Here is a 13,401-nt window from a genome sequence, read left to right as displayed (position 1 = left end):
GGTCAGTGCCTTAGTCCGAGCCACAGTACCTTACTCAAACCGACTCAAACCTACTCAACATGCCCGCGATCAAAAATTTCCTGATCGAACTCATTCTCCCAGCGAGCGACTGCTGTCGCCACAACAAGGTCACCGGTCACGTTGACACTGGTTCGCAACATATCCAGCGGACGATCAAATGGCAGGATAAAACCGATCACCAATGCAATCTGTCCTGGTGCCAGACCGATGGTGTCCATCACGGCTGACATCAGGAAAATAGAAGCGCCTGGTACCGCGGCGGTGCCGACCGACACCATGGTGGTACTACCGGCAATCAGCACATAATCCATGAAACTGAGATCAACACCGAAGACCTGGGCAGCAAAAACCGACACGATACCCACATAAAGCGCCGTACCGTCCATATTGATGGTGGCACCCAGCGGTAACACGGTGGAAGCAACAACCGGTCGAATACCCAGATTCGACTCTGCAACTGACATACTCACTGGCAACGTGGCTGAACTGGAAGACGTTGAGAAAGCGACCAGCATGGCGTTTTTAGCACCCCGGAAAAAATGCAGCGGGTTCAACTTCAGGCCACTTTTGACGAATATCCCATACGTGAAACAGACGTGCATGACACAGGCGGCCAACACGGTCAGCGCCAGCGCTACAACCTGCAACAGCGCACTGACACCTTGCGTACCTGCAACCCAGGCAATCAGGGCGAATACACCAAAAGGTGCAACTTCCATGACCCAGTGCGTCAGCTTCAGCATGACATGCGTGCCACCATCCATCAGGTCAGCAATCGGCTTGGCTTTCTGGCCAACCATCAGGATACCGATACCAAACAGTATGGCGAAGAAAATGATCGACAGAATATTGCCATCGGCCAGCGCTGCTACCGGGTTGGTGGGAATGATACTGAGGAGGCGCTCACTAAGCGGCATGGGTTCATTGACCACACCCGGTGTCGCACCGCTGATATCGACGCCTTCACCCGGCTGTACCAGGAAGGCAATAAGCAAACCAATACTGATTGCCATCGCCGTGGTCAGCATGTACACCGCCAGTGTCTTGATCCCCAGCGAACCCAGCTTCTGTGGATCACCCATGGCGACCAGGCCGGACACAATGGTGATGAACACCAGCGGTACAACCACCATCTGAATCAGCCGAATGAAAACATCTCCCATCCAGCGGATTGACTGGGCTCCTTCACCCCAAATTGCGCCAACAATGACGCCCAGTACCAGCGCCAGCAAAATACGCTTCCATAATGGAACCGCAAACCACTTCTGCAACCCTTCTTTCATATGGCAGCCCTGCTCGTTTTTATCTGTATTGTTATCTGTGTCGTTATTTGTTGTATTGATGTCTGGAAAGTCTGTGCTCAAAGACTATATGAAAGCCAGTGCAAGTGCCAATCCTCTCTGTCTGTGCGACAATACGCGATCGTATTGAACAGATCAGGCAGGTGTGAATGAGTAAGTGGGTCAACGGTGTGGTGGTAGCCAATACACACTGGACGGAAAATCTTTTTTCGCTTCGTATAGAAGCCGATGTCGCCCCTTTTCTACCCGGTCAGTACACCGAACTGGCCATTCGGCGTGAAGACGGCAGCCGTCATTCCCAGCCTTATTCCATCTTGAGTGCTCCCACTGCCTCCGGATCTCAAGCGCTTGAGCCAAAGGCTGGCAAGACGGGCAACCCGCAAACGCTGGAATTCTTCCTGTATACCCACCTGGAAGGTGAACTGTCCTGTGAGCTCTCCAGACTGAAGCCCGGCGACTCGCTGGAAGTTGGCGCTGAACCGGCAGGCACACTGACACTCTCTCATATCAAGGACACCGCCACTTTGTGCCTGATGGCGACCGGTACAGGTGTTGCACCCTTTATCTCCATGATTCAAAGCGATACCCCCTGGCAGCGTTTCGACAATGTCGTGCTGGTCTATGGCGTTCGCGAAGAAGCCGACCTTTGCTACCGGCCTTTATTGGACTCACTGGCGGAACAGTATCCGGGACGCTTCAGTTTTGTTCCGGTTATCAGCCGGGAAGCCGTAACAGGCGCCTTGCGTGGCCGCATCCCGGCATTGCTCGACAGTGGTGAATTGGAGCAGGCCCTGGGGTGGCAGCTGAGCGCAGAAAATGCCCACATCATGCTCTGTGGCAACCCGGGCATGGTGCAGGATAGCGCGGCTGTACTCACCGACCGGGGCTTCAGCGTGCACTCGCCAGAACACCCCGGCCAGGTCAGTTTTGAAGCCTACTGGTAGTTTATTTGCGCCACTGACACCAACCCGCAGCAGCGAATCATCGCAATTTAACCGCGACTGGCCGCAACAGTAGGATTTCCGCAGGATTTTAGATACATTACCTAGTAATGCACTAACGCTTTTGCGGAGATATTTCACCATGAAGACGAGCACCTCCTGGCTTACCGGCCTGTCCGAAGGATGGCGTCTGGGCCTCAGCGCCCTGGCCATGACAGCAATACTGACCGCCTGCGGTGGCGATACGGCAAGCACCAGTGGCAGCGAAACAGGCAATAATGCTGCAATGAACGCCGGTGCGGGCGCTGACAGCGGCCCGTCCTATGAGTTGATTTATCCCCCGAACCCGGAAGACCCCCTTGAAGCTCAAGTCTACGAGCTGGACAACGGCCTGCAGGTTTATCTAAGCAGCAACCCCGCCGAGCCACGCTTCTATGCGGAAATTGCGGTTCGCGCTGGCAGTGAACAGGACCCGGCTGATGCCACTGGCCTGGCTCATTACCTGGAGCATTTACTGTTCAAGGGCAACCAGCACCTGGGCACACTCGATTATGAGGCTGAACTGCCTTATCTGGAACAGATCACCGACCTGTACGAAGAGCACTTCCGGGAGACCGACCCGGAGCGACGGGCCGAGATCTACTCTGAGATCAATCGTCTGTCTCAGGAAGCGGCCGCTTATGCCGTCCCCAACGAGATCGACAAACTGTACAGTGTCATGGGTGCCACCGGCCTTAATGCCCATACCTGGCACGAGGAGACAGTCTATAAGGTGGGTCTGCCCTCCAACCGCCTGGAGCAGTGGGCCGAGATTGAGTCAGACCGCTTCATCGATCCGGTGTTCCGCCTCTTCCACACGGAACTGGAAGTGGTTTATGAAGAGAAAAACCGCACCCTGGACAATCGCGACCGCCTTTCTTACTACGCACTGGCAGACTTGCTGTACAAGAATCACCCTTACGGCCAGCAAAGTACCATTGGCGATTCAGAGCACCTGAAAAACCCCTCGCTGGTCTACATCCAGGAGTATTACGACACCTGGTACGTGCCAAATAACATGGCCATTTTTATCAGTGGCGATATCAACATTGAAGACACTATCGAGCTGGTTGCCGAGAAATTCTCACGCTGGGAAAGCAAACCACTGCCACAACGCCAGAGCTGGGATGAGGCTCCGATTGAAGCAGTCGAACGCGTCGAAGTGACTTATCCCGGTCAGGAAGAAGTGCAGATGGCCTTCCGCACCGTGCCCAATGGTCACCCTGACCAGGAAGCGCTGATGCTGCTGGACATGATTCTGGACAACAACACAGCCGGCCTGATTAACCTCAACCTCAACCAGCGCCAGCTGGTGCAGGCTGCCGGCAGCTCACCGGAATTTCTCAATGACTACGGTTCACAGCGCCTCTGGGGGGTGCCTCGTGATGGTCAGACGCTGGAGGAAGTGGAACAACTGCTGCTGGACCAGCTGGAACTGATCAAGAATGGCGAGTTCGAAGACTCGATTCTGACCGCTATCGTTAACGATTTCAAACGCATGGAGAAACGCTCTCTGGAATCCAATACCGCCCGCGTTTCCATGATGCGTCAGGCTTTCCTCAGCGAAACTGAGTGGCCGGTTGCCACAGAACAGATCGCACGACTTGAGCAGGTCAGTAAAGACGATGTTGTGGAAGTGGCCAACAAGTATTTCTCTACCAGCAACTATGTAGCGGTGCATCGGCTGGATGGCCCGGCAGATATTCCGGAAGTGGAAAAGCCACAGATTGATCCGGTCAACATTGACCCCAGCCGTCAATCGGCATTTGCCGCTGAAATTCTATCCATGCCGTATGATGAAATCGAGCCCAGTTACCTGGTCGAAGGTGAGGATTATCAGATCACCAGTTTTGCCGACGGTGTGCCACTTTACTACGCCCATAACGAACTGAATGACCTGTTCACCTTCAGCATCACTATCGATGTAGGCACGGAAACGGACGACCGGCTCAGCCTGGCATCCTCACTGATGCCTCGCGTTGGCACCGTTGATTACCCGGCCGAAGAACTGCAGAAACAGTGGTACCGACTGGGCAGCGACTTCAGTTTCAGTACGTCAGAAAATCAGACCAGTATTGCGATTTCAGGAATGGACCCTCAGTTTGCAGAGACCCTGGAACTGATGCTGTCACTGATTAATGATCCGCAATCAGATGAACAGACCCTGGAGCAACTGAAAGCACGTATTCTGCAAGCCCGCGCTGATCAGCGCGAAGATCCGCAGGCCATCAGCCGTGCCTTGTACCTGTATAACCGCTACGGTGAAGAATCACCCATGCTGCAGGCAATGACTTCCGATCAGATTCAGGCCGTTGCGCTGGACGAACTGCTGACCCTGATCAGCGGTCTGACCGACTATGAACACACTATCAGCTACACCGGTTCCATGTCGGTGGAAGAGCTGACGGATATCCTCAATGACCATCATATGGCCGGTGAGGACCTGCGCACACCTCCGCCTTATCAGCACCGCTATACGCGCGTCTTTGATGAGAACGAAATCTACCTGATTCACCGTGAAACAGCCCAGGCGCAAGTGCGTATGGAATTCCCGGATGAGCGCTATGACGAATCACTGGTCGTACCGGCATCGTTGTACAACAACTACTTTGGTTCCGGCATGTCCTCTGTGGTCTTCCAGGAACTGCGCGAAGCCCGTGCCCTGGCCTACTCTGCCGCGGCACGTTACGCTCAAGGCTCACGCCAGGAAAGTGAAACCCTGATGCTGGGTGTGATCGGTACGCAGAATGACAAAGCCGTGGATGCCACTGCCGCCTTTGTCGACCTGATCGACAACCTGCCACAGTCCGGTGAGCGTTTCCAGGATGCCCAGGGATCGCTGATCAACCTGTATCGTACCTCGACACTCAGTGCCCGTCAGATACCCGGCACTGTTCGAGGCTGGCAGGAACTGGGACTGAACGGTGATCCTCGCCCTGAGCGTTTCCTGCAATTGCAGAACGCCAGCATTGAAGACATGGTCGAGTTCCATCAGCAGCACGTCAGCGGCGCCCCCAAGTTGATCTCCATTGTTGGCGATACCAGCCGCATGGATCTGGACGCACTGGCAGAAATGGGCACCATCAAAGAACTGACCGTGGATGATGTGTTTGTTGAATAATCCTGGCTGACAATGATCATTCCGGTAAGGCAACGTGTTACCGGAATGATCAGCAAGGCCTGCAATGAGGCCGCAAGATGAAGAAAACCATCTGGTTAACTTTGTTCATCGCACTGATCGTGGTGAACGCGCTGGCAATGGCCGCTGAAGCTTATGGCGACCTCGTTATCCCTATCCCTTATCGTCTGGCCATTGTGCTGGCCATCAGCCTGGTCACACTGGTGTTTTGCGGTGCCTGGCAGTTGATGCGTGGCGCCGAATCTGAAGTCCCTGCTTCGCACGACAAGACAACAAAGGACAGTTAAAGCGGCCAGGCCCACAACAGGACGGGCAGGCCTATGGCGACCACCACAATTTCCACCGGCAAGCCCAGCCGCCAGTAATCACCGAACTTGAATCCACTGGGGCCCAGGATCAATGTGTTGTTCTGATGCCCGATCGGCGTCAGGAACGCACAGGAGCCGCCAACCGCAACCGACATCAGAAAGGCGTCAGGATTGACACCCAGCTGGCTGGCAATACTGATGGCCAGCGGACACATGACAGCCACAGTGGCGGCATTGTTCATGAAGTCTGACAGCGTCATGGTGATGATTAGCACCAGTGCCAGCGCAACCACCGGGTTACCCTGTGCCACCCAGTCAAGCATCGCCTGCGCCAGCACATCGGCTGTACCCGTCGAAGCCATGGCTCCTGCCACTGGCAGCAAGGCACCAAGCAGGACAATCACCGGCCAGTCAATCGCGGTATAAACAGAACGGGGAGGCACGATCTTCAAGGCCATATAGGCCAGTACCGCCATGCCAAAACAGATCGCGACCGGCAATACCCCTGTTGCTGTCAGCGCAATGGCAATCAGGAAAATACTGCCAGCCAGTACTGCCTGACCTTTTACCGGTACTCGAATATCGCGCTCAGCCAACGGCACACAACGATAGTCATTGGCAAATCCGGATACCGCTTCAGGCACACCTTGCATGAGCAGCACATCGCCACCTTGCACCGGAGTAGAACGCAGACGCTTTACGGAGCGTCGCCCCTGGCGTGACACTGCAAGCAAATTGATACCGTAACGGGTGCGTAACTCAATATCAGACGCAGTCCGGTTCAGCATCGGCGAATCAGGCATCACAACCAACTCCTGGATAACCAGTTCATCGTGTTTGCTTGGCCCTTTTGACTCCTCCGCCTCTTTGCCACTGTCAGTGTCTTTGCCATCTCCTGAGCCATCTGTCTTGCCAGTTGATTTCTTAGCCGTTTGCTCACCCGTACGAGCCAGCACACTGGGCGGCGTGCGCTCAGGTTTGACCGCAACCGGCCGTCCGCGCCGGTTCATGCGCGTGGTGCTTTTACCGGCGGCCTTTTTCGTCACCTTATCAGCAGCTTCATTAGCGGGCTTGTCAGCCTCTGCTTCCACTGGCTCATCAGGCATATTCTCAGCCATGACTTCGGCTTCCAGCTTCAGACCAACGGTAGCCAGTGCTGCGCCCAGTGATTCCGGCTCGGCCTCGATCACCAGAATATCGTCGGCACGCAGCAAGCGCCGGGAGTAAGGTGCGATCACCCGCATTTCACCACGAACCATACCTACTATCTGCGCATCTTCTTTTTCCAGCTTGGCTTCGACTTCCCGCAAGGTCATCCCAGCAGCCTTGCTATCAGCCATCACACGGACTTCGGTCAGGTAGGTGCCTGTTTCAAAGCTGGCAGTGTCCGCCTGCTTTCTTGCCGGCACCAGGCGCCATCCCAGCAGACCGACAAACACTACCCCGGCCAGGGTGATGGACACGCCGACCGGCATAAAATCAAACATGCCAAACGCACCCATCCCGGCCTGGTCACGAAAGCCGGAAACAATCAGGTTGGGCGGGGTGCCAATCAGTGTCATGGTGCCACCGAGAATGGAGCCAAAAGCCAGTGGCATCAGCACCCGCCCCGGTGGCAGGCCCTGATTGACGGCAATCTGAATGGCAACAGGCATCAACAAGGCCAGTGCACCGACATTGTTCATGAAGCCTGATAACACCGCAGCCAGTGCTGTCAGTGCAAAAATACTGAGAGTGGGGCCCGCAGAGGAAGGCAGCAGACGTTGGGTCAGCACATCAACGGCACCGGTTTGTTGCAGGCCATAACTGATCACCAGCACGCAGGCGACGGTGATCACCGCAGGATGGGAAAATCCGCTGAAGGCATCTTCCGGCGTCACCAGCCCGGTCAGGATACAGGCCAGCAATGAAGCTCCGGCAACCATGTCATGACGCCAGCGCCCCCAGATGAACATGCCCATACTAAAGGCCAGTATAGCGATGATAATTAATTGATCCTGAGCCATAACTACAAACATCCTGTCCTGCTACACCTGATTGACTGCCATTACACACCATGGCTGTTCCCCTCACAACCATCTCGTGAGTAATCTCAATTCCACTTGTCCTTGCTGTAAACGCTTTGCTAATCTGCCAGCACGACGACAATAAAAATGCCCTTTGGAGGGACTGTTAATGAAGACGTTTGCCATGCGACCCAATCACTTACTACGCCACTTACAACGCTACATGCCGCGTCACTTGCTGACTATCGCACTACTGAGCCTGTCCTGCCTCACTTTGCCCGGACTGGCTCAGGCACAGATGGACGATGGCCCGGTTTACGAGCTTCGTACTTACACATCAACCCCCGGTAACCTGGACAACCTGCTGACGCGCTTTCGTGATCACACCATGCGTATTTTTGAAAAACACGGCATGACGAACGTCGCATATTGGGTGCCTCTGGATCCGGAACTGGCGGACGACACGCTCATCTATATTCTCAAGCATGACAGCATGGCAGCAGCACAGGCATCCTGGCAGGCATTCGGGGCCGACCCTGAGTGGCATGAAGTCAATGAAGCCTCGAACCGAAACGGCCCGATACTGGATAGTGTGGTTCGCCAATACATGACCATGACTGATTTTTCACCCATGCTGGAATAATCGTCCTCAGGGCTTCCATCAATCACAGCGAAACGTATTCAGCGCACTGAAAATTACAGTGGCCATACAATGGGCATGACGATGGCGCCCACCAGAAAGACCAAAACCGTTAATGGCAGTCCCAGTTTCATAAAGTCGATAAAACGGTAACCACCCGGACCCATCACCAGCACATTGGTGGGATGGGCCACCGGGCTGGCGACACTGGCAGATGCTGCCAGGGCGATGGCCATCACCGCAGCGTGCGGATCAACCCCCATCCCGAGACTGATAGAAACAGCAATAGGCGCCATCAGTACAACCAGCACAATCACCGGAATAATTAACGTCCCCAGCACGCACAGGAAGTAAAGCAGTGCGATGGTCAGCCAGGGGTTCCAGTGCCCGGTCCATTGCAACAAACTTTCCGAGATAAAAGTGGCCGTACCACTACCCTGCATGGCGGCACCCAGTGGCAGCATGCCCACCAGCAACACGATCGAGCGCCAGTGTATGGCCTTGTAGGCCTGTTCCATACTGAGGCATCGTCCCAACACCATTAACGTGGCACCTATCAGGGCGGCAATATAGATTGGCATCCAGCCCAGCAGACTCAGTAACACCACCAGCAACATGCTGCTGACGGCAACCGGTGCGCGGCGCTTGTCGATTTGCGGAGCGGATACCGGGTTCAGGATGATAAGGTCTTTGTTCTTGTTCAGTTCCGCCAGCCGTTGCATCGGCGCCACCAGCAATAAAGCGTCACCCCGGGTAAGAATCATGTCTTTCAGCCCTGAGCGGTAAGGGCGACCTTCACGCCACAGTGCCGCGACTTCAACTTCCCAGGCTTCACGCAGTTTCAGGTCAGCAACGCGCTTGTTGGCAATCCACTTATGCGGATGCATGATGGCCTCAACCATGCCCAGCTTGCCGCGTTCAAACACCTTCAGATAAGGGGTCGCGTCATCCAGAATATGGACCTGCTGCAGGCCACGCAACATATCAAAGTCCTGGGCTCGCCCCTGCACCAGCAACAGGTCGCCAGAGGCAAGTTCCAGTGATGCCGGTAATGGCCGGGTGAATTCCCCCTCACGAAATAGTGCCATTAGCCGCAGGTCGAAAGCCTTACCCAGCTTGATGTCCGCTACCTGCTTACCGGCCAGCTCCGCTGAGTCTGGCACTTTTAGCACAAACAGACGTTCATCCAGTTGATAGCGGCTTTGCACATGCTCTTTGTCCAGCGTTTTGGTTTCACTGAATTCATAGCGCGACTCTATGACTTTTCTGGCACGCTCATCACCCTGCATCAGCAACTTGTCACCGGCTCGCAGCTCATAGTCAGACAGGTGCGTCCGACGCACCGTATCACCACGCAGGACAGCCAGCAGCCAGCCACCGGTCAATTTATGAAACTCGCCTGGACTCAGCGGCTTCTCCACCAGCGGATTGCCTTCCGCCAGCTCTGCTTCAAACAGCGCAGCATCTTCCAGCAGCCGATCGTGCATGACCGGCGCTTCGCGCACAATGCTCAGCTCACTCCACTGTCGCAGGCGCTTGAACCGATCCAGACGCCCCTGGGCGAGCAGCACATCTCCAGCCTGCAGCCGGGTGACCGAAGATGGCAGAGCCTGGGTCTGATTGTTGCGATTCAGGGCAATAATCATCAGACCCGCCGCGGCGGTCAGCCCGGTCTCACCCAGGCGCTTGCCAACCAGCAGGGAGTCTTCGGGCACTTCAACGGCAAAGACCCGTTCCTGCAGGCTGTACATGTCATGCAGGTCACCGGCGGCGTGACCGGTTTCGGCAACCGGGTCACGGGCAGGCAGCCAGTGGCGACCAACCAGCGCAACGAAGGCAGTACCGGCCAGCAGCACAGGCACAGCAACGGGTGTGAAATCAAAAAAATGGAAACCTTCATAACCGGCTTCTTCCAGTGTGGCAGACACCAGCAGGTTAGGAGGGGTACCGATTAACGTGAGAGCGCCACCAAGCAGGCAGCCAAATGCCATGGGCATCAGCAGGCGTGAGGGCGTCAGCCCGGTCTGGCGGGCCACGCTGACCACAACGGGCAGCAATAATGCCGTCACGCCGATGTTATTCATAAAGCCGGACATGGCACCGGCAAGCAGCATAAAAGTAGCGACCTGTTTAACTTCGCTATGTCCGGCCACCCGGATGACACGTTGCCCAAGCACATCGGCAATGCCGGCGCGTGTCAGGCCATCACTGAGAATGAACATCGCCCAGATCGTGACCACGGCGGGATGGCTAAAGCCGGAAATAGCCTCCTCCGGCGTCACCAGGCCGGTCACCGCCAATGAACAAAGCACTAACAAAGCGACAACATCCATGCGCAAGGCATCGGTGGCAAACAGCACAATTGCCACCAGAAGAATCCCCAACACCAACGCTATTTCCAGTGTCACGCCATATCCTTGTCATCCATGGACTTTCATCTGTCAGCATACTCCGGAAGCTCGCATTTTGCATCCCGTGATAGCTGCATCAGGGTCATACAACTTAAGTCTTTGCCTTTGCGCCCGATAACTCTAATAACAAGCAAGGAATCAATGCATGACCGGGATGAAACAAATCGCAATATTGCTGGCTGCCAGCCTGGCACTCGTCGCCTGTAATAGTGGTTATCCACCACATCCGCGTGCCATTAATTTTCCGGCCGTGCAACAGAACCATATCCGCTCGGCTGCGCACTGGCAGTTAATGGCAGACAATGAAGTACAGAGCCTCTCCGAAGCCCTGCCACCACAGGCAAGCGTGGCGATACGCCAGGCTGGACAGGAAAGCAGCCCGTTTGAGCAGGCATACCGGCGCATGCTCACTGCCGCGCTGGTCGACTCTGGCATACAGGTTGCTTTGTCACCCGCAGCTGCCTCGCATTACCTGGATTACAATCTGCAGATGATCCAGCACAGTGAAACGGATCGCGACTGGTTACCCAGGCCCGGCACGGCATCAGCCTGGATTGCCATCGCTACCGCTTCCGCCAATGTCCGCAACTGGACGAACCAGGAATATGCGCTGATCCCCCTGGCACTGGGACTGGACGTTTTTGCGGCACTCTGGCGGGACACCGACAGCAGCATCGCAGAAGTGATCATTCACAGTCAGCTTCAGGATGCTGAGCATATTGTCGCAGCAAATTCGCATGTGTATTACTTTAACGGCGACGATATGCAGCAATATCAGAATCAGGGCAGAACCTTCCCGGTCGTCTCGCAATCACCAGCGTCACCACACTATGCGGTGAGCGCCCCATGATTCACCTGTCATTACGCTTGAAGCCAACCTGCCTGCTGCTGGCAGTCATCGCGCTGACTGCCTGCGGCGGCGTGAAAACCTCAAATAATCGTGTCATTGCCTCTCACCATGACGCAGCACGATACCTGATCACCATGGCCGGGCAGGAGCTGCAACCGGGAGCTCGCATGATTGCAGCCTCTTTTGCTGACATAAACCATCTGGAGCAATCCTCCAATTTCGGGCGCATGGCAACACAGCACCTGGTGTCGCAGTTTACGCTGCAGGGTTATGACTTTGTCGAGATGCTGTTACGCAAGAGTGTCTACATCGATGCCAGCGAGGGTGAATTTCTGCTTTCCCGCGAACTTAACGAGATCTCCCAGACCCACAATGCTCCTATCGTACTGGTAGGTACCTACGCTGTGGCCGGAAATAACGTGTTTGTTACTGCCAAACTGGTACGCAGCAACAGCAGCGTTATTGTCGCCTCTTATGATTATGCCATTCCAATCACGCGGGACATGCGTGACCTGCTGCGACCGCCGTTCTGAATCGAACGGGCGTACTCTTCGACAAGCCCCCAATATCAACAAAGCCAGTATTTGCGCCGCACCCAGCCAGACACCCCGTCTGACGGGCTGTTCAATCTATCCCGGAGTGATTGAGGTTTATCAGCAAATATGATTATATCGCGCCATGATAAAACAACGATTGATAAGAATATTCATACTTTGTGCGCTGCTGGCCGGCTGTTCTGAACAGCTCTCCCAGCAGCGTCCCTATATTCTGACTACCGCTACCACCGGCGGTGCTTACTACCCAATCGGCGTGGCCATCGCCACGATTACCAAGTCTCAGTTGGCCCCGCGTGAAGGCGTCAGCCTCTCCGCCATCAGTTCCGCCGGATCGCTGGAAAACATCAAACTGTTACGCGACAACCAGGCCCAGTTTGCTTTATTGCAGGGACCGTTTGCGGCCTGGGGCTGGAACGGTGAAGGTCCGATCAGTCGCCCGCAAACCGAACTGCGCTCGGTGGCTGCGGTATGGCATAACGTCGAACATTTTGTGCTGATGTCAGAGCTGGCAGAAAGCGGCACCATGTCAGACCTGAACAACCTCGATGGCGAGCGGTTCGTATTGGGGGCCAGAAACTCCGGTGCAGAACAGACCGGTCGTTATATTCTCGATCAGTTGGGAGTCGACTATCAGGAAAAGATGTCACTGGCCTGGATGGGCTATGGTGGTACTGCCAACGCCATTCAGGACGGCAATATCGTTGGCATGAACATCCCCGCTGGTGCCCCGGTCAGCGCAATCACCCAGGCCTATGCGCAAATGGGTGACCAGATCAGCATCCTGAGTTTTACTGAAGACGACCTGGCAAAAATCAATTCCCGCTATGATCTTTGGGACTGGTATGAATTACCGGAGGGCACCTACCCCAACCAGCCAGCACTGGTCCGCTCAATCTCCAGCCCTAATGTGCTGGCAGTGCGCAGCGATGTGCCCGAAGAAGCGGTCTATCACATCACCAAAACCATCTGGGAAAACCTTGGCGCGCTGCAAGAGATTCATGCCGCCACCAAGGATATGCAAATCGAGCGCGCCGTTCGTGGTCTGGGAGCCCCCCTGCACCCCGGTGCTATCCGTTACTATCGTGAAATCGGCCTGGACATCGCCCCGCACCTGATTCTGCCTGGTGACGACCGCCCGGTTTCTGACAGCAACAGCAACCTTCAAACAAGCATGCACTGAGTCCTGAC

At 55.3% G+C, this 13,401-nt stretch carries 10 protein-coding genes; 7 read left to right on the top strand and 3 right to left on the bottom strand.

Annotation, left to right across the window (positions count from 1 at the left end):
* Positions 1–50: 50 nt before the first annotated feature.
* Positions 51–1,304, bottom strand: a complete 1,254-nt coding sequence (locus PSCS_RS02740; RefSeq protein ID WP_068810315.1) for a dicarboxylate/amino acid:cation symporter — start codon at positions 1,302–1,304, stop codon at positions 51–53.
* A 167-nt stretch (positions 1,305–1,471) separates the two neighbouring features.
* Between PSCS_RS02740 and PSCS_RS02735 the strand changes: the two genes are divergently transcribed.
* From PSCS_RS02735 to PSCS_RS02725, 3 genes are all read left to right on the top strand, one after another.
* Positions 1,472–2,266 (top strand): ferredoxin--NADP reductase, encoded by a 795-nt coding sequence (locus PSCS_RS02735; RefSeq protein ID WP_068810273.1) that lies wholly within the window; start codon positions 1,472–1,474, stop codon positions 2,264–2,266.
* Positions 2,267–2,405: 139 nt separating this feature from the next.
* Positions 2,406–5,423: a M16 family metallopeptidase gene (locus tag PSCS_RS02730; protein ID WP_068810272.1), complete on the top strand. Its 3,018-nt coding sequence runs from the start codon at positions 2,406–2,408 to the stop codon at positions 5,421–5,423.
* A 77-nt stretch (positions 5,424–5,500) separates the two neighbouring features.
* Positions 5,501–5,728: a hypothetical protein gene (locus tag PSCS_RS02725; RefSeq protein ID WP_068810271.1), complete on the top strand. Its 228-nt coding sequence runs from the start codon at positions 5,501–5,503 to the stop codon at positions 5,726–5,728.
* Here the strand turns inward: PSCS_RS02725 and PSCS_RS02720 are convergent.
* Positions 5,725–7,755 carry an SLC13 family permease gene (locus PSCS_RS02720; protein WP_068810270.1) on the bottom strand — a complete coding sequence of 677 codons (2,031 nt, stop codon included), beginning with the start codon at positions 7,753–7,755 and terminating at the stop codon, positions 5,725–5,727. The two genes, PSCS_RS02725 and PSCS_RS02720, sit on opposite strands and share 4 nt — an antisense overlap.
* A 169-nt stretch (positions 7,756–7,924) precedes the next feature.
* On the opposite strand from PSCS_RS02720, the gene PSCS_RS02715 reads away from it, so the two are divergent.
* Positions 7,925–8,398 (top strand): NIPSNAP family protein, encoded by a 474-nt coding sequence (locus PSCS_RS02715; RefSeq protein WP_229694689.1) that lies wholly within the window; start codon positions 7,925–7,927, stop codon positions 8,396–8,398.
* 53 nt (positions 8,399–8,451) lie between these two features.
* Here the strand turns inward: PSCS_RS02715 and PSCS_RS02710 are convergent, their stop codons facing one another.
* On the bottom strand, positions 8,452–10,803 hold the full coding sequence (locus tag PSCS_RS02710) for an SLC13 family permease (RefSeq protein WP_068810269.1): 2,352 nt from the start codon (positions 10,801–10,803) through the stop codon (positions 8,452–8,454).
* Positions 10,804–10,951: 148 nt separating this feature from the next.
* On the opposite strand from PSCS_RS02710, the gene PSCS_RS02705 reads away from it, so the two are divergent.
* From PSCS_RS02705 to PSCS_RS02695, 3 genes are all read left to right on the top strand, one after another.
* Entirely contained in the window at positions 10,952–11,656 is a 705-nt protein-coding gene (locus tag PSCS_RS02705) for a hypothetical protein (protein WP_068810268.1), read from the top strand.
* Positions 11,653–12,189 carry a FlgO family outer membrane protein gene (locus tag PSCS_RS02700; RefSeq protein WP_068810267.1) on the top strand — a complete coding sequence of 179 codons (537 nt, stop codon included), beginning with the start codon at positions 11,653–11,655 and terminating at the stop codon, positions 12,187–12,189. The genes PSCS_RS02705 and PSCS_RS02700 overlap by 4 nt, the downstream gene beginning before the upstream one ends.
* Before the next feature lie 145 nt (positions 12,190–12,334).
* Positions 12,335–13,393 (top strand): TAXI family TRAP transporter solute-binding subunit, encoded by a 1,059-nt coding sequence (locus PSCS_RS02695; RefSeq protein ID WP_068810266.1) that lies wholly within the window; start codon positions 12,335–12,337, stop codon positions 13,391–13,393.
* The last annotated feature ends 8 nt before the right edge of the window (positions 13,394–13,401 follow it).

It is taken from the genome of Pseudohongiella nitratireducens (assembly GCF_001642735.1).
Lineage (GTDB): Bacteria > Pseudomonadota > Gammaproteobacteria > Pseudomonadales > Pseudohongiellaceae > Pseudohongiella > Pseudohongiella nitratireducens.
This window is presented reverse-complemented; position numbering and strand designations above follow the sequence as displayed.